Genomic DNA, 19731 nt, shown 5'->3' with positions numbered 1-19731 from the left:
TGGGCGGGCGGCCGGTTGCCCGGCATCCTCCGCAACAACTTCCCTTCTCCGGAAGCGATCACCGGTGTTTTTCCCGTGGTCTAGGGAAAACCTTCGGTGCGCGCGGGGGAGCGCAGACTTCCGTAGCGTTCCATCCTTTGCCAGCGCAGCCGTGAGCCGGCCAGAGCGGTGAAAACGGACTGGATCACAACCAGGTACATGAGCTGCCGGTAGACGAACTGCTGCAACGGCAGCGTCCAGAGCGGTCCAGCCCGCTCACCGTCCAGGTGGAAGGCATAGCGACCCATGGCGAACTGCAGTGCCAGGAAGCCCAGCCAGACCAGTCCCACCCGGAGTGGATCGAGGAAGAGCAGGCCATAGAGCGCGAACACGTCGACCACGGGCGCCAGGAGCGGCAGCAGCACCTGGAAGAGCAGGAGGTAGCTCAGACCGCGTCGGCCGAGCTTGCCGGCCTGACCGCGCTGCACCCACGCACCACGGTGCTTCCACATCGCCTGCAACGTCCCGTAGCACCAGCGGTACCGCTGCCGCCACAGGGCACCCAGCGACGCCGGTGCCTCGGTCCACGCGATCGCCCGCTCCTCGTAGACCACCCGCCACCCGTCTCGGCACAGTGCCATCGTCAGGTCGGTGTCCTCGGCCAGAGTCACGTCACTGAGCCCGCCGATGCGTTCCAGCGCCGTACGACGGAAGCCGCCGATCGCACCGGGCACGGTCGGCATGCACTCGGCCAGGTCGAACAGGCGCCGGTCCAGGTTGAAGCCGACCACGTACTCGATGTGCTGCCAGCGTCCGAGCAGCCCGCGCCGGTTGCCGACCTTCGCGTTGCCCGACACCGCACCGACGGACGGATCGGCGAAGGGCTGCACCAGCATCCGGACGGCGTCCGGCTCGAAGACCGTGTCGCCGTCGACCATCACGATCAGGTCGAAGTGGGCGGCCTGCAACCCGGTGTTGAGTGCGACCGGCTTGCCCGCGTTCGGCTGCCGGATCACCCGGATGCCGGGGATCCGCATCCGCTCGACGATGTCCGCCGTACCGTCGGTCGAACCGTCGTCGACGACGATCACCTCGATCGGATGATCCGATGCGACCAGCGACCGGATCGCCGCTTCGATCCCTGCACTCTCGTTGTACGCCGGGACGATCACACTGACCGGTTCGGTGACGGGATCACCCCAGGACCAGTCGCGCTGCTTCGCGTGACGGCGGGCCGCGACGACCGTGGTGATGGCCCGAAGCACGCTGAGCGCGCCGGCGGCGTACAGGAACCAGGTCAGCAGGGTGAGTACGCCGTCGCTGACCCGGAGCGCCCAGATGGCTGCCAGACCACGCCCGCGCTCGATCAGGCTGGCCTTGTCCACGGGCTGCGGCAGCCCCACGGCGTCGCTCACGGTCGCGAACTTGAACCCACGAGCCTTCAGGGTCGGGATCAGCTTGGCCAGCGCGGCGACGGTCTCGCTGCGATCGCCACCCGCGTCGTGCATGAGGAGCACCTGACCCGCGGTGCCGCGCGGCATCGAGTTGGCGATGACCTTCGTCGTACCCGGTCGCCGCCAGTCCTCGCTGTCCTGTGTGCTCAGCACGGTCAGGTAGCCGGCCTTGCGGGCCGCCTCGATCGCGGTCCAGTCCGCATTGGTCAGGGCGTCCGCCTCGGAGGAGTACGGCGGTCGGAGCAGCGGCGTACTCATCCCGGTCGCACCGGCCAGGATCAGCTGGCTCTGCCGCAGTTCGATCGATCGGCGCCAGCCGGCCGTCGTACTCAGGTTCGCGTGGGTGAAGGTGTGCACGCCGATTTGGTGGCCCTCGGCAACGATTCGGCGGGCCAACGCCGGATGGGCGGCGACCTCGGTACCGACGACGAAGAAGGTGGCCTTGACCTTCTGTGCCTTGAGCAGGTCGAGAATGCGAGGGGTCCAGACCGGATCCGGACCGTCGTCGAAGGTCAGCGCGATGGTCCGCGCGGCAGGCCGCACCGATCGGACGTCAGCAGGCCGCGCGTCGATCACCGGACCGCCGTCGACAACCTTCTGCGGTACGGCGCCGGTCGGTCCGCTGGCCGTGACCGCGCCATCGGGCTCCGTACCGAACATGTGATGCGTGTAGCCGTGCAGGATCAGCATGCTGGACAGACAGGCGAGCAGCATGGTCAGCACGACCCAGTGCGTCCGCAGTGGGACTGGTTTGGCGCGGCGTGCGACGGGACGGGTCACGGCTTGGACGGCGACTTCGTCCGACCGGGCGGCGCCGTCGGCTTCTTGCTGGTGTGCACGGTAGTCGGCCTACCGGGCGTGGCGGTCGGCGTCGGCGCGACAGTCACCGGTACGGCGCTCGGAGTGGTCGACGGCGTGACCGGCGTACTGGTGGGTGGCGTCGTTGGCCCGCTCTCGCGCGGTGATGTCGTCGTCTCACTGGGCCTCACCGACTGCACAGCCTCCGGGGCAGGCGTGACTTGCGGGCGAGGCGCCGGCTTGGCCGCTTCCGGCAACGGCACCAGCGGAGTGTCCAGGCTCGGTCCACCGAGCAGACTGCTCACCAGCAGGATCAGATAACCGACAGCAGGGACGACGAGAAGCGCGCCGGCACGGCGGATGGTGCGATGACGACGCCCGGTCGAGTCCAGAAAGACCGGCCGCCTGGCGGAGGGCGACTTCACAAGCGCGAGATCCTACTCGTCCCACTCCCACCACGACACATCCACTCACCCCTTCTGAGATACGTCAAACGCTTGTATCACAAGGGATTCGGCCGACCGTCGGTCCGTGGCCGGGGCCCGCCGTTGCCCGATAGGGAACTTGAGGTATTGCCAGGGTGACTGTGGGTGATCTACCTTCAGGTCAGCGGCTGGGGGGTCGCCCACTGCGCATCCAGGGGGGAGCGCGGGCCCGGGGCCGCGGGGGTGTCCTATGGGGATGTTGCGGGTTGCTTCGTCGCGCCTTCTTTCGGTTGCCGTGGCCATCAGTCTGCTGATCGGCCTGCTCGTCTACACCGCTCAACCGGCCCGCGCGGCCGACGACGGGGTCGATGATCTGCTCGGGATGCTGGGGGTCGGGGGTGCACCCGACAGCCTGGCGGCGTGGACCTCTGGGCTCGCGTCCGTCGACAAGCTGAAGGAACCGTTGCCGCTGGTCGGTGCGAGTCCGGGCGGGTTGCTCGGGCTCAACGATCTGTTCGGCAAGGCGGTGACCGACGAACTCCAGTCGGCCGTCGACTTCGGCGATCTCGAGGTCGACAAGGACATCACCATCGACGGCGGCCGGGCGGGTCACCTGAAGACCGCGGTGAGCGACCTCGGGGCCGGTAAGAAGCTCGACATCGTCGCCACCGTCGACAAGACCGCGACCGGCCAGGACCTCCGGGTCACCAGCGCGTCGCCCAAGGTCGAGCTGGCCGTCTCGGACGGCATCACCGTCGGACTGAAGTCGCGGCTCGCGCTCAGTCTGGTGTGGACCGGAACGGGCGACGACAAGGTCTACCTGGTGCGTTCGGCGACCACGCCGCGTCTCGACGTCGACGCACACGCCGCCATCGACAACGCCAGCGCCAAGGCCGCGATCGGCATCCTCGGCGTCTCCCTGACGGGCTCGTCGGTCGATGTCGACGCGCACTTCGTCGGCACGGTCAGCGACCCGGACAACGACGGCAAGCTGTTCTTCAGCGGCAACGGCGAGCTGGCCCAGGCCGGATCCCTCGACGGCCTCGTCACGGTCGGCCTCGACCCCGAGGGTTCTCAGCCGATCGACGCCACCGACGCCGGATCGCGCGGCTCGGTGCACGCGACCTTCCAGCTCGGCGCGGCCGCGGCCGGGATCCCGGCCGCACTGCCGAGCGACATCAGCGCCACCGTGCAGGTCGACTGGAACGACATCGGCACCGGTGCGCCGGTCGTCACCGCGCCGGATCTGGCCGCCACCGTCGGCAAGTTCCAGAACATGAGCCTGCAGGACCTCGCCGAGGGCCTGGCCCAGGTGGTCGCCACCCTGACCGCGATCCAGAAGGCCAAGTACGACCCGGACCAGGGCGGCCCGCTGCCGACCGTCGGCGACCTCGACCTGCCGTTCATGAAGGGCACGCTGGCCGACGCGATCAAGATCAACGAGGTCCTCAAGGACTTCCTCGCCAAGCACACCGTGCCCGGCCCGACCGATCCCGGCTATGCGGGCCAGGATCCGGCCCAGGCCGGCAAGCCGACGTTCACCTCGTTGCAGGAGCTGCTCAAGGAGCTCGACAACGCCTCGGACATCTCGCTGAGCAACCTGGTCTGGGACGTTGCCACCAGCAAGCTCGCGCTCACCGTGGGCATGACGAAGACCGCCCCGGGCACCCCGGTCGACCTGGACCCGGTCAGCATCGAGGCCTCCGGCAAGACCGCGACGTACGGCGCGAAGACGCTGACCGTGGCGGGTGCGGGCTGGGCCGTGAACCAGTGGATCGGCCGCCGGGTCGTGGCGGGCACGTCCGCCGGTGAGGTGGCGAGCAACGACGCGAGCACGATCACCCTCAAGGCGGACTGGGCCGGTGGCACGCCGGCCACCAACTCGCCGTACGTGATCGCGGGGGCGGAACCGCACGTCGGCGCGGTGACGTTCGCGAACCGGATCGACTCCGGCGGCCACGGGATCGTCAACGCCAACGCGGACCAGACGTTCGCCAAGGTGAAGCCGTCCTTCGCCGCGTCGGTCACCCTGGTGCTCGACCTGCAGGACGCGAAGACGGGCAACGACTGCATCGGTTTTCTCGGCAGCACCGAGGCTTGTCCGTTCACCAAACACGACGGCCCGCTCGATGTCGTCGTACCGTCGCTGCCGTTGAACACCGACCGGGTGCTGATCCGGACCGGCGGCTCGTTGTTCTCCGCCGACTTCCCGATCGACACCGCGGTGGACCTGAGCGCGAACGCGGGCTTCTTCAAGGTGAACCTGACCGGCCAGCTGAAGGTCTGCAACTCCTCGCTCGGTGACACCTGCCCGGCCGGTACGCCGACCGGCCACATGCTGACCGTCGGGCTGAAACAGCAGGGCGACGCACAACACGACCTGCGGCTGTCCGAGCTGTTCAAGCAACTCGTCGACGCACCGCAGAACCTGCTCGACGTCGACACGAACATCCGGGCGTACGGCGATCTGACCGTCGCCGTACCCGAGGCCGCGCAGTTCCTGCCGGCCGGTGCGACCACCAAGCTCACGGCGAAGTGGGGCGATCTGACCGACCCAACCTCGGTGCAGCTCGACACCAGCGACCTGGCCGAGATCTTCCAGCTGGATTTCGACGCGGATGACCCGAAGGCGCTGTTCACCGCGCTGATCAAGACCCTGCAGACGCTGTCGAAGCAGCTCGCCGAGTCCAACCCGTCGGCCGGCGGCGGTGTCTTCGACAAGGACATCCCCGGCCTCGGCAAGTCCCTGCGCGACCTGCTCGTCAGCGACGAGTCGAACGCGGGCGCGGGGGTGGGCTACGGCCCGAACACGGTCGTCGACAGCACCCGCACCGAGGGCAACCTGTTCACCACCGCGCTCGTCGGGCGGTCGATCGTGGTCGGCACCCAGGTCGGGATCGTGGGAAGCGTCTCGGGCGACGGGAAGACCCTGACGCTCACGAAGCCCTGGGAGTCCGAGCCCGCCGACGGTACGCCGTACATGATGCGGTCGGCGCTGGACGACGTCACCGACCAATTGCTGGCGAACACGCCGGACAACATCCAGGACGCGGTCAAGCTGCTGAACAAGGGGCTCGGGACCGACAGCGTGAAGTTCCGCTACCTGGAGAAGGACGGCAAGCCGAACCTGGTGCTCGACGTCGACTGGAAGCGCGACTACCGCGCGGCGTCGCCGATCAAGCTTGCCTTGGGCAACCTCAATGGCGGTGACCAGACCTTTGCCGGTGCCCAGGCCACCGGTCTCGCGCAGGTCCAGGTGGACGGCCGGGTCAAGGTCGGCCTGGTCATCCCGCTGGCGGCCGGCGACGGTCCCGCGGACGGCGCGGCGCTGAAGGTGCTGGAGGACTCGTCCATCAGCGTCGGTGCCAAGGCAGAGCTGAAGAACGGCATCGTCCAAGGCGTCGTCGGCCCGCTGAGCATCGCGCTCGGCAACCCGACGGCGGGTGCGCCGGATGCCGAGAAGGCGCAGGCCAAGGCGGATCTGAGCATCGCGCTGGCCAAGTCCGGCGCGGCGGCGGACACTCCGGTCTCGTTCACCGACTTCATCGGCGCGGTCGGCGTGAACTTCAACGCCACCAACGGCACGGTCAGCTGTGGCGAGACCCTCGACACTCCGCTGATGGTGTGTGGCAGCCTGCCGATCTATCTGAACAACTCGGGTGCGGACAACGGCTGGGTGCCGATCGGTCAGATCGCGCTGCGCGTCCCCGACTCGACGAACCCGGCGGACCTGGTCGATCTCGACGACAACCTGCCGGCGCCGGACGCGGCCAAGAAGGAACTCGAGCTGCCGGCTGATCTCGGTCAGCGGCTGACCGACGCGTTACTCGACTTCAAGAACTTCGGCGACGGCCTGGAGGGCTACCTCGCCGCGGTCGAGCAGGCGTTCCGGACGGCGAGCTTCCAGGGCAAGCTGCCGCTGATCGGCGAGGACCTGCAGCAGGGTGCGGACTTCATCGGCGACCTGCGGACGAAGCTGCGGTCCTCGATCTGGAACGAGCTGCCCGGTGGCGGGCGCCCGGCGAACTCCAAGGAGTTCAAGGACTTCATCAACACCAAGCTGGCGGCCGCGCTGGCCGAGGTCCAGATCGCGGCGACCGAGGTGACCGTCGACTTCGACTGCACCGCCACGTTGGCCAAAGCCGGCGCCCCGACGGTGACGGAGAACCCGGCCGACGTCGGTACGGCGACGTACGAATACAAGGTGGTCGCCTATCAAGGAACCGGCGACACCGTACCGAGTGATGCCGGCCAGACCACCAAGGGCGCGGCCACTCTCGACGACACCAACTTCAACCACGTCACCTGGGCCTCGGTCCCGAACGCGACCGGCTACAAGGTACTGCGGAAGGCGCCGGGCGACGCGGCCTTCAAGCTGGTCAAGGACGTCGGCAACGTCCTCGTGTACGACGACAAGGGTGCGGACACCGCCGCCGACTACACCGCGGTCACGCAGGAGCCTGATCTCGAGATCTGCGGGATCAACGACATCGGCGGGGTCTTCCTCGAGTTCACCGCCCAGCGCGGCAAGGTCAGCTCGGCCAAGGGCTGCGAGAGCACCGGTGCGCCGAAACCGTGCTTCCACACGAACATCCCGCTCGACATCGGTATCCCTGGCCTGGCGCTGCGGCAGGGCAAGGACGGCACGGACGGGATCACCGCCGACGCCGGCTTCGCGCTGCACTTCAAGCTGGGACTGACCAAGGCCGACGGCTTCTTCGTCAACACCCACGACGGCTGGGGCCCGGACAACAAGGCGATGGCCGAACTGCAGGTCGGGCTCGCCTTCGACCTGCCGGACACGATGGTCGCCGAGCTGGCGTTCATCAAGATCAATGTCGACAAGGCGACCGGTGAGGGGCATGACGCCACCAAGCCGTTGTTCGCGGGTGCGTTCCAGGTCGACCTGAAGGCGCCCGGCGACGTCAGCTGCTTCAAGGGCGACGAGGCCTCCTGTACGCCGAACGAGTCGGCGAAGATCAAGTTCGCGGATCTCGGCAGCGGCGGTGATCTCTTCGGGGTCTCGCTGACCGGTGCCTTCACGCTGGACTGGATCGTCGAGGCGCAGGTGGACTCCGCCTTCCCAGGAGTCCGGGCGAACTTCCAGCTGAAGTGGGCCTTCGACAACCAGGCCCCGCAGGCGGCCGGAGCGCCGTACATCGCCTTCAAGGACGTCGGGATCAGTGCCGGCAGCTTCTTCGAGGGGCTGCTCGGTGACGTGGTGAAGGAGATGAAGCGGGTCACCGGGCCGCTGCAGCCGGTGATGGACACGCTGTACGCGCCGATCCCGGTGCTGTCCGACCTGAGCCGGATGGCCGGTGGTGACGACGTCACGCTGATGACGCTGGCGAAGGCGTTCAGCACGATCGCGGGCGGGCCGAAGCTGGACTTCGTCGACACGATCAAGTCGGTGATCGAGTTCATCAACCGGCTGCCGAGTTGCAGTCCGGACGTGGACAACGACTGTTACGTGCCACTCGGCGACTTCGAGATCGCCGGTGACAAGGCGCTCGACACGAGCAACTCACCGAGCACCGCGGACAAGATGTACAAGGCGGTGAACGCGAAGTCCGGGACCGAGGTGAAGGGCAACCTCAACGCCAAGAACGAGAACCCGAAGGCGGCCGGCAAGCCGATCTTCGGCGGCACCGGACTGGCCGCGGAGGAGGGTGACGCGGAGAAGTCGGGCTTCAGCTTCCCGATCCTCGAGCAGCCGGCCAAGGCGTTCAACCTGCTGATGGGCGGCGACGTCACGCTGGTCGAGTTCGACTCCGGTCCGCTGACCCTCGGGTTCAGCTGGCGGCAGGCCTTCGGGCCGGTGTACGCGCCGCCGCCGGTGTTCGTCACGCTGGCAGGCTCGGCGAGTGTCAGCCTGCGGATCGTGGCCGGGCTGGACACCTACGGCATCCGCAAGGCGGTCGAGGCGGCGCAGAACGGTGCGCCGGTGGACGCGGTCGACGTGATGGACGGGCTGTTCTTCAAGACCGTCGACGACGCCGGTACGCCGATCCCGGTGGTGCAGCTGACCGGTGAGATCGCCGCCGGTGCCGCGGTCAGCGCGGTGATCATCACGGTCGGCATCGAGGGCGGCCTGCGGCTGACGATCGGGTTCTACTGGAACGATCCGAACGACGACGGCAAGTTCCGGGTCAGCGAGTTCCTGCACGCGGCCCTGAACAACCCGCTCTGCCTGTTCACCGTGAGCGGCCGGCTGTCGCTGTTCCTGCGGGTCTACATCACCATCGGCGTGAGCATCTTCTCCGTCTCGTTCAGCTTCACGCTGGCCGACGTGACCTTGCTCGACTTCTCGGTGGCACCGGACTGCGAACCGCCGCCACCCAAGCTCGGCGGTACCGTCGGGGACACCGTGGTGGTGTTCGCCGGACAGTTCGGCAAGAACGCGCAGCGGGGTGCTCCGTGGGGCAACGAGGCCGCGGCGGTGGAGAAGGACACCGTCAAGGTCATCTCCCTGCACTACGCCCAGAAGGACGGGGATGCGACCGGCGAGAACGGCGACTTCGACGGATTCGCGGTGGAGATGCTCGGCGAACGGCGCGAGTACCTCGACCCGAACCTGAAGCGGGTCGTGGTCGACGGCGAGGGCTATGCCAAGCCGATGAACATCACCTTCATCGGCGACGGCAAGAAGACGACCGACGGGAACGCGGGCAAGACGCCGGCGATCTACGACAAGGACGCGGTCGTGATCGGCGGCACCAAGGACGACGTGATCACCACCGGTCGCGGGCTCTCGTACGTCGACGGCCGGGCCGGCAACGACATCATCGTCACCGGTGACACCGGCGGTGCGACGTCGAAGGCGATGGTCGCGGGTGGCGCCGGGGACGACACCATCACGGTCGGCAACGGCGACGACAAGGTCGGCGGCGACTCCTCGCTGGGGACCGCCCGGAAGAACCGCCAGGTCACGCACAACGCCCAGGACGGCGGCGGTACGTCGAACCTGTCCTCGGTGTTCGACTGGGAGTCGATCGCGGACCCGGCGGCACAGCCCGAGATCGCCCCGGCAGGCGACGACACGATCGGGCTCGGGCTCGGCACCAACAAGGCCGTGGGCAACGGCGGGAACGACAAGATCGGCGTCGCGGCCGACCGGCCCGACGGTACGAAGAAGGCCGGCGTCAACACGATCGTCGGTGACCTGGGCAGTGACCGGATCACCGGCGGTTCGAACGCGGACCGGATCTTCACTGCGGCCGAGGGCGAGTTCGGGGTGGACGCGGCCGGGCCGGACGACGGTGCCGCGGTCAACACCGTCGACACCGGAACGGGTAACGACCAGGTCTGGGGAAGCAACGCGGTCGAGACCGTGACCAGTCACTCACTGGGCGACCAGGGCGCGACGATCCGGGGCGGTGGCAAGAACGACGTCCTGACCGGCGGCTACGGCACCGACGCGGTGTACGGCGGTCCCGGTGACGACTACGTGATCGCCGAACCGGCCAAGGTCAGTGACCCGCCGGCCGCCGAGCCCGACGTGGTCGGTGGAGTGAACTTCGGTCCGCTCCGCCAGGTCGTCAAGGAGCCGCTGCCCGTGGGTGTGCAGTCCAACCCGAAGACGCTCGTCGGCGGTTTGGGCAACGACCACGTGATCGGCGGCGACGGTCCGGCCAAGGTGTTCGGAGACCAGCGGATCGATGCCGAGCTCTGCAAGCCGGGCGCACCGGTGACGTCGGATCCGGTGGACGAGAGCACCAACGCCGGGACCGGCGACGGCAACGACCGCATCACCGGTGGAGCCGGGATCGACACCGTCTCCGCAGGCGGCGCGAACGACCTGGCAGAGCTTGCCGGAGGCAACGACCTTGCCTGCGGCCAGCAGGGCAAGGACACCCTGCGCGGTGGCGGCGACGCCGATCAGCTCTGGGGTGGGACCGAGACCGACGTGCTGTACGGCGACGCCGGCCTCGACCAGGTGTTCGGCAACGCGGGTGACGACGTCGCGTACGGCGGCACCGAGGCGGACGTGATCGAGGGCAACAACGGCAAGGACTGGGCGACCGGTGGAGTCGGCAACGACCTCGTCTACGGCGGTACCCGGGCCGACGGCCGGACCGACAACGGCGACGACGACCTGTACGGCGACCTCGGCGACGACCGGCTGATCGGCGACAACGGCACTGTGGACGACCCGGCGAACCCGGCCGACCCGCCGGCGATCCCGTTCGACCTGGACGGCGCCACCCCGGCGGCCGGATCGGGTGACCGGATCCACGGCGGCGCGAACGACGACACGGCGTACGGCGGTCTCGGTGCGGACCAGGTGAACGGCAACGACGGGAACGACCATCTGGAAGGCAACAACGCCGCGGACGTTGTGCACGGCAACGAAGGCGAGGACGCGATCGCGGGTGGCTCGTTCCAGCAGGCCGCGGACGGGATCGGCCGGCCGGACACCGGAGACGTGCTCTTCGGTGACGCTGGGCCGGACCTGATGACCGGCGACAACGCCGTCCTCGGGCTGACGACGGATCCGGCCGCGACAACGCCGGTGACCAGGCAGCGCGGGTTCGCCACCGGTCACACGGTCACGCTGCTCGACCTGGGTCTGACTCCGACGGCGAACACGTCCGGCAACGACCAGATGTCGGGTGGCGACGGTCAGGACGTGCTCTACGGCCAAGGAGGTGCGGACCGGGCCAAGGGCGACGGTGACGACGACTACGTCGAAGGCGGTCAGGCGAGCGACTGGATCGAGGGCGATCTGGCCGACGACGACCTCGTCGGCGGTAGCTCGACCCCGCTGAGCGGTACGACGGGTCAGCAGGACACCGCGGACGCCATCTTCGGTGGTCCGGGCGACGACGTGGTCACCGGTGACAACGCCGTCGTACTGCGACCGGCTGCCGGGCAGACGCCAACCCGGGCAACGGTCCGGCTGGGTAGCGACGGTCTCCTGGCCAAGCGGCTCGTCAACCGCTACGACCTCGCCGCACTCCCACCGGCTGACCGGTTCGGTGCGGACCGGATGTCGGGCGGTGACGGTGTGGACGTCCTGTACGGCCAGGACGGTGGTGACTTCATCTCCGGTGGTGCCCGCGCCGACTACGCCGAGGGCAACGGTGGAGCAGACGTCATGCGTGGCGACCTCTCGCTGGCCGGGGACTCACCGTTCACCACGGTCGAACCGCTCGCAGACCCGGGCTGGCCCGGTACGGCGAGTGCGGCCGCCCTGCTGGAGGGGGCGACGGCACCTGACGGTCAGGACGACCTGATCGGCGGTAGCTCGGCCAAGGGCTTCCGCGACACGGGCGACACGGTCGAGGCCGACGGTGCGGACGACGTCGTACTGGGTGACAACGGGTCGCTGATGCGGACCATCACGGGTGCGACCGAGCGGGTGTACGCGGACCGCTACCCGAACGGGATACCACCGGCGGACGCGACTGTGGCCCGGACCCACGACCCGGACCTGGGTGAGCCGAGCACACGGTTCTGCACCGAGGCGCAGGCGACGTGTGAGGTGGCCGGGGCGTTCGGCGCCGACACCTTGTACGGCGAAGCCGGTGACGACGGCATCTGGGGTCAGGACGGAAACGACACCATCTTCGGCGGACAGGACGACGACGACCTGTACGGCGAGCTCGGTGACGACACCGTCCTCGGTGAGGCCGGCGAGGACGCGATCCTGGGCGACCGGGGTGGCGTGGTGAACCAGTACCTCGATACCGGTGACAGTCCGGCGCAGTTCACCTTCACGCTGACCTCGCCACCGGCCGAGACGTACGTCGGCTTCCGGCGGACGGCGTACGACCGGCGGGTCGACCTCGAGCACGATGTCGACGGCGACCAGTGGATCGGTGCCTCGACCGCGGCCGAGATGCCGCACGACGGCATCACCGAGGGCGGCCGGGACCGGCTCCGGGGTGGTTCGGGGGCGGACAACATCCACGCCGGGTACGGCGACGACCTCGCCAACGGTGACAGCGGCGGCGACCAGGTGTTCGGCGCGGACGGTGAGGACGTGCTGTGGGGCGGCAAGGGCTGCGACCCGGTCCTCGACGCGGCCGCACCGGACTGCCTGAAGGACGGTGCGTTCGATCCCGACGCGCGCGGGACGAACGACCGGTTCGTCGACCACCTCTTCGGCGGTGTCGGCGAAGAAGACGCGGCGCAGCGGGACGTGCTCGGGTCGGATCTGCTCGACTTCAACCCGCGGGGTTCCTTCCCCGGCAACTGTGCACCGGGCGACTGGCCGGTCACGACCGACGGGGTGACGGTGGACCCGTGCCTGTGGTTCCAGCTGACCGGTAAGGACGACGACACGGCCGACCCGGCGACGCTGGCGAACAACAACCATCACCAGGGCACGGACTGGATCTACGGCGGCTGGGACCGGGACGTGATGCAGGCCGACGTGGCGGAGAACGGGCCGAACCCGGGTGACCGGCTGATCGACTGGAACGGGGCGTACAACCTGTACACCCACTGCAACGCGGCCTACGGCGGGTTCAACGACGTCCGGCAGCACTCACCGGCGCTGCACGGGTTCCTGACCAACGTGGCCTGGGGCTCGGGTGCCGGGCGCTCGGCGACGGACGTCACCACCAGCGGTACGTCGGCGTACCGGGAACTGGCCTTCGCCTACAACCCGGACTTCAACGGTCACGCGGCCGGACCGGCGTATCCGACCACTCCGGGTCACTTCGACGACCCGGTGGCCTGCTCGGACTGATCGAACGGGTGCGCCGGACCGCGACAACACGCGGTCCGGCGCACCCGTGGTGAACACTCCGCAGCAAAACACCCCGCCATGCGGCTCCCGGGACCCGGGGTGGCTACTGTCGTCAGGTGCAGAAATGGCCTGGCCGTCCTTACCCCCTCGGAGCCACGTACGACGGCTCCGGGACGAACTTCGCGGTGTTCTCGGAGGTTGCTGAGCGAGTAGATCTGGCCCTGATCGGTGACGACGGGTCCGAACAGTTGGTGCAGCTGACCGAGGTCGACGGGTTCGTCTGGCACGGGTACCTGCCGGCGGTGCAGCCGGGACAGCGGTACGGGTTCCGGGTGCACGGGCCGTACAACCCGGCCGAGGGACACCGGTGCAACCCGTCCAAGCTGTTGCTGGACCCGTACGCCAAGGCCATCGACGGCCAGATCGACGGTGACGAGTCGCTGTTCAGCTACCGGTTCGCGAAACCGGACGAGCTGAACACGATGGACAACCGCGAACACACCATGCTGTCGGTGGTGACCAACCCGTTCTTCGACTGGGGCAACGACCGCCCGCCGGAGCACGCTTACCACGAGACGGTCATCTACGAGGCGCACGTGAAGGGTCTGACCAAGACCCACCCGGCGCTGCCGGAGGAGATCCGTGGCACGTACGCCGGGATCGGGCACCCCGCGATCATCGAGCACCTCAAGGAGCTCGGCGTGTCCGCGCTCGAGCTGATGCCGATCCACCAGTTCGCCCAGGACGGGCACCTGCAGCAGCGCGGCCTGACGAACTACTGGGGCTACAACACCATCGGCTTCTTCGCGCCGCACAACGACTACGCCGCCGGCGGCACCCTCGGGCAGCAGGTGACCGAGTTCAAGACGATGGTGAAGGCGCTGCACGAGGCGGATATCGAGGTGATCCTCGACGTCGTCTACAACCACACCGCCGAGGGCAACGAGTTCGGCCCGACGCTGTCGTTCAAGGGCATCGACAACGCGGCGTACTACCGGCTGGTGGACCAGGACAAGTCGCACTACTACGACACCACCGGCACCGGGAACAGCCTGCTGATGCGGCACCCGCACGTGCTGCAGCTCATCATGGACTCGCTGCGCTACTGGGTCACAGAGATGCGGGTTGACGGGTTCCGGTTCGACCTCGCGGCCACCCTGGCCCGTCAGTTCCACGAGGTCGACCGGCTGTCGGCCTTCTTCGACCTGGTCCAGCAGGACCCGGTGGTGAGCCAGGTGAAGCTGATCGCCGAGCCGTGGGACGTCGGCGACGGCGGCTACCAGGTGGGCAACTTCCCGCCGCTGTGGACGGAGTGGAACGGGAAGTACCGCGACACCGTGCGGGACTTCTGGCGCGGCGAGAGGTACACGATGGCCGAGTTCGCGTCCCGGCTGACCGGCTCGTCGGACCTGTACCAGGACGACAGCCGCCGCCCGCTGGCCAGCATCAACTTCATCACCGCCCACGACGGCTTCACCCTGCGCGACCTGGTCTCCTACAACGGCAAGCACAACGAGGCGAACGGCGAGGGCGGCAAGGACGGCGAGAGCCACAACCGGTCCTGGAACTGCGGGGTCGAGGGTGCGACCGACGACCAGGAGGTGCTCAAGCTGCGGGCCCGGCAGCAGCGCAACCTGCTCACCACGCTGCTGATCTCGCAAGGCGTGCCGATGATCGCCCACGGCGACGAGCTCGGCCGGACGCAGAGCGGCAACAACAACGTCTACTGCCAGGACAACGAGATCGCCTGGGTCGACTGGAAGCTCACCGACCCGCAGAAGGACCTGCTCGAGTTCACCCGCGCCCTGGTCAAGCTGCGGAACAACCACCCGGTGCTGCGCCGGCGCCGCTTCTTCCACGGCGACACCGGCGTGGACGGGCTCGGTGACCTGGTCTGGTTCACGCCGAAGGGCACCGAGATGCAGAACGGCGACTGGACCCGCGATGACGCCCGGGCGATCGCGGTGTTCCTCAACGGTGACGCCATCTCCGAGCCGGACCCGCGGGGTGAGCCGGTCGTGGACGACTCGTTCCTGATCCTGCTGAACAGCAATCACGAGGCACTGGACTTCCTGCTCCCGCCCAAGGAGTACGGCGAGAACTGGACAGTGGTCGTGGACACGACGTCGGCCAAAGGCGGTGGCGTTGAGGAACCACATGCAGCGGGCAGCACGATCCGGCTCGAGGCTCGCAGCACGCTGGTCCTGACCCGCTTGAGGCAGGCCGGATGAACTCGGTCCCACAGGCGACGTACCGGCTGCAACTGCACGCCGGATTCGGGTTCGACGACGCTGCCGAGGTCGTTCCGTACCTGCACAGCCTCGGGATCTCCCACGCGTACCTGTCCCCGATCCTCCAGGCCGCGCCCGGTTCCACGCACGGGTACGACGTGGTGGACCACAGCCGGCTGTCCGAGCCGGCCGGGGGTCGTCCCGCGTTCGACCGGTTGGCCGCACGGCTGGCCGACCACTTGATGGGTGCGGTGTCGGACGTCGTACCGAATCATGTGGCGGTGCCGACGCCGGCTCGGCTCAACAAGGCGCTGTGGTCGGTGCTGCGGGACGGGCCGGGGTCGCCGTACGCGGAGTGGTTCGACGTCGACTGGGGTTCGGGGAACCAGCCGTTGCTGATGGCGGTGCTGGGTCAGCGCATCGGCAAGGTGCTGGCGGATGACGAACTGTCGGTGGATGGCGACGTACTGCGGTACTACGAGCACGAGTACCCGCTGCGGCCGGGGACAGAGAACCTGCCGATCGCGGAGTTGGTGACCGAGCAGTGGTACCGCCTGGCGCACTGGCGGGTCGCTGACGAGGAGCTGAACTACCGGCGCTTCTTCGACGTCGACACGCTCGCCGCGGTCCGGGTGGAGACGCAGGAGGTCTTCGAGGCCACTCACGAGCTGCTGCTCTCGTTGCTGCATGAGGGCAAGCTCAACGGCTTCCGCATCGACCACCCGGACGGTCTGGCCGATCCACGTGGCTATCTGCGCCGTTTGGCCGAGCGGACCGGTGGTGCGTGGGTCGTGGTGGAGAAGATCCTCGAAGGCGACGAGGAGCTCCCACGGGACTGGCCCTGCGCCGGCACTACCGGGTACGACGCTCTACTGCGTGTCGGCGGCCTCTTCGTCGACCCAGCTGGTGCTGCACCGCTGGCGGCCTTCCACTCCGAGCTGACCGGTGAGCCAGCTGACTTCAGTCCGGTGGTGGAGGAGGCGAAGCGAGAGGTCGTGAAGCACGGGCAGTACGCCGAGGTGCACCGGCTGGTGGAGTTGCTGGCCCGCATCTGCCAGGACGACGTACGGCTGCGTGACCACACTCGTCGTGCGTTCCACGAGGTGGTCGTTGAGCTGCTCGTCCACTTCGACCGCTACCGGGCGTACGTCGTACCGGGAGAGCAGCCTTCGGCGACAGCTGTCGCCGCTCTGGAGAATGCGGCTGCGCGAGCCCGGGAGAAGCTGGACGAGGATCGGCAGGAGACGCTGGACGTCGTACTGCACCTGCTGCTCGGCCGGGAGACCGGTACGGCGAGCAGGATCGACGAGCACGCGCGGCACGAGCTGATCATCCGGTTCCAGCAGACATGTGGGCCGGTGATGGCCAAGGGGGTCGAGGACACCGCGTTCTACCGGTGGTTCCGGCTCTCATCGCTGAACGAGGTCGGTGGGGATCCGGAGCACTTCGGTGTGACGCCGGAGGAGTTCCACGCGTTCGCGGCCCGGTTGAACCAGCACTGGCCGAAGACGATGACCACGCTGTCCACCCACGACACCAAGCGGTCCGAGGACGTGCGGGCCCGGCTCGGTGTGCTGTCCGAGCAGTCTGCTGCGTGGGCGGAGGCGGTCCGGGAGTGGCGCCGGCTGTCGGAGGACCACCGGAGTCCGTTGCTGGACGGCAGCACCGAGTACCTGTTCTGGCAGACGCTCTTCGGCACCTGGGACGACGGTCCGCTGGCTGAAGACCGTCTGCAGGCCTATCTCCTCAAGGCGATCCGCGAGGCCAAGCGCCGTACCACCTGGACCTCTCCGGACGAGGAGTACGAACAGGCCGTCGCAGCCTTCGCCACCGCGGTCCTGGCCGATTCAGACCTGTTGGAGTCGGTACGGCGCTTTGCGTCGAGACAGACTGAGTTCGTCAGGGCGGCCACGCTCGGGCAGAAGCTGGTGCAGCTGACGATGCCCGGCGTACCGGATGTGTACCAGGGCACGGAGCTGGTCGACCTGTCGCTGGTGGACCCGGACAACCGGCGGCCGGTGGACTACCAGCACCGGATGGACCGCCTGCAGCGGCTCGACGACGGCGCCAAACCGGACAACCTTGCCGACGAGAAGCTACTCGTCACGTCCAGGGCACTCCGCATCCGCAGACAGTACCCAGACGCCTTCACCGGTTCCTACACCCCATTGCCGACGTCCAACGGACATGCGGTCGCCTTCGCCCGCGGCGACGCGGTCATCACGGTTGCCACTCGTCTCCCGGCCGCTCTGCATCGACTCGGCGGCTGGGGCGAGAGCACGGTGGTGCTGCCGAGTGGTGAGTGGAAGAACGTGTTGACCGGCCGGGTCGTGGGTAGTGGAGCAGCCCGGATCCACGAGCTGCTGGAGGACCTCCCGGTGGCTCTGCTCGTAAGGAGCTGAATGCACACCTTCCGCGTTTGGGCGCCATCCGCATCGTCCGTGGACCTAGTCCTGCGTGACGGCACCCTGCCCATGCGCTGGGCGGGTGACGGGTGGTGGCAGCGGGACGTGGTCGAGGCCCGCCATGGCACCGACTACGCGTTCACCGTCGACGGCAGCGAACCACTGCCGGATCCGCGGAGTGCATGGCAGCCGGACGGCGTACACGGGTTCAGCAGGGTCTTCGACGAGGGCCGCTTCAGCTGGACGGACGGCGACTGGGCTGGGCGGGATGTGCGGGGCTCGGTGTTCTACGAGCTGCACATCGGCACGTTCACCCCGGAAGGAACGCTGGACGCCGCGGCCGGCCACCTGGACTACCTGGTCAGCCTCGGCGTGCAGGTGGTGTCGCTCATGCCGGTGGCGGCCTTCCCAGGGCGGCACGGCTGGGGGTACGACGGTGTGCACCTATACGCCGTCCACGAGCCGTACGGCGGGCCGGAAGCGCTGCAGTGGTTCGTGAATCGCTGCCACGAGGTGGGGCTGGCTGTCTGCCTCGACGTCGTCTACAACCACCTCGGACCGAGTGGGAACCGGCTTGGCTCCTTTGGTCCGTACTTCACCGGTAAGCACACCACCCCTTGGGGACCGGCGGTCAACCTCGACGACACCGGTAGCACCGAGGTACGCCGGTGGATCTGCGACAACGCGCTGCGGTGGTTCCGGTCGTTCCACCTCGACGCCTTGCGACTGGACGCCGTACATGCACTGGCTGACGACAGTCCGACGCACCTGCTGGCTCAGTTGTCGTCGGAGACCGCGGACCTGTCTGCACAGCTCGGGCGACCGCTCGGGCTGGTGGCCGAATCGGACCTCAACGACCCGCGCATGGTCGAGCCGGTGTCCGAAGGTGGGATGGGGATGACGGCGCAGTGGAGTGATGACTTCCACCATGCGCTGCACACGCTGCTGACCGGTGAGCTGGCCGGGTACTACGTGGACTTCGGTGAGCCCGGGGTGTTCGCCAAGACGCTGACCCAGGTGTTCCTGCACGACGGGTCGTACTCGACCTTCCGCGGCAAGGACTGGGGACGGCCGGTCGACCCGGTCCGGCACCGCGGTGGCGAGTTCCTCGCCTACACCTCGAACCACGACCAGGTCGGTAACCGCGCGTTGGGTGACCGGCCCGCGCTGACCTCCGGCCAGCTCGCGATCGGCGCTGCGCTCGTGCTCACCTCGCCGTACACGCCGATGCTCTTCATGGGCGAGGAGTGGGGCGCCTCGACCCCGTGGCGCTACTTCACCGACCATGACGAGCCCGAGCTGGCCGAGGCCGTCCGGACCGGCCGCCGGCGGGAGTTCGCGGCGCACGGCTGGGACGCCGAGGAGATCCCGGACCCGCAGGATCCGGAGACCTGGCGCAGTTCCGTGCTCGACTGGACCGAGCTCGACGAGTCGCCGCACCACGAACTGCTCGCCTGGTACCGCGACCTGCTCGCCCTCCGCGCCCGGACCCCGGATCTCCGCGACGACCGGTTGGGCTCGGTCGCGATCGACTATGACGTCGATGGTGAATGGCTCGTGGTCAGCCGCAGGCGCTTCCGGATCGTGGTGAATCTGGGCGCCGACGAGGCCGTGGTGCCGGTCGACGGCGTCCCGTCGTACCAGGTGATGGCCTTCGGTACGGCGGATCCTGTGACCGACGGTGTCCGGGTGGCCGGGCACGGAGTGGGCATCTTCGTAATCTGAGAACGTCAAGCATTTAAC

The 19731-nt window shown here is 68.3% G+C and carries 6 protein-coding genes; 4 read left to right on the top strand and 2 right to left on the bottom strand.

Going from position 1 to position 19731, the window contains the following annotated elements; genetic code table 11:
- Positions 1–80 precede the first annotated feature (80 nt).
- Positions 81–2213 carry a bifunctional polysaccharide deacetylase/glycosyltransferase family 2 protein gene (locus tag V9K99_RS00805; protein WP_337003246.1) on the bottom strand — a complete coding sequence of 711 codons (2133 nt, stop codon included), beginning with the start codon at positions 2211–2213 and terminating at the stop codon, positions 81–83.
- Entirely contained in the window at positions 2210–2656 is a 447-nt protein-coding gene (locus V9K99_RS00800) for a hypothetical protein (protein WP_337003248.1), read from the bottom strand. Before V9K99_RS00800 ends, V9K99_RS00805 begins: the two co-directional genes overlap by 4 nt.
- A 295-nt stretch (positions 2657–2951) precedes the next feature.
- Here V9K99_RS00800 and V9K99_RS00795 point away from each other — a divergent pair, with 295 nt between their 5' ends.
- The 4 genes from V9K99_RS00795 (at position 2952) to treZ (ending at position 19713) form a co-directional block, all read left to right on the top strand.
- A complete protein-coding gene (locus V9K99_RS00795) occupies positions 2952–13352 on the top strand; it encodes a calcium-binding protein (RefSeq protein WP_337003250.1) in 10401 nt (3466 codons plus the stop codon).
- Between the two features lie 116 nt (positions 13353–13468).
- A complete protein-coding gene (gene glgX, locus V9K99_RS00790; RefSeq protein ID WP_337008024.1) occupies positions 13469–15583 on the top strand; it encodes a glycogen debranching protein GlgX in 2115 nt (704 codons plus the stop codon).
- Positions 15580–17985, top strand: a complete 2406-nt coding sequence (gene treY, locus V9K99_RS00785) for a malto-oligosyltrehalose synthase (RefSeq protein ID WP_337008025.1) — start codon at positions 15580–15582, stop codon at positions 17983–17985. Before glgX ends, treY begins: the two co-directional genes overlap by 4 nt.
- Positions 17986–19713, top strand: a complete 1728-nt coding sequence (gene treZ, locus V9K99_RS00780; RefSeq protein WP_337008027.1) for a malto-oligosyltrehalose trehalohydrolase — start codon at positions 17986–17988, stop codon at positions 19711–19713.
- Positions 19714–19731 lie beyond the last annotated feature (18 nt).

The organism is Kribbella sp. CCNWLW201 (assembly GCF_037203805.1).
Classification (GTDB): Bacteria; Actinomycetota; Actinomycetes; order Propionibacteriales; family Kribbellaceae; genus Kribbella.
This window is presented reverse-complemented; position numbering and strand designations above follow the sequence as displayed.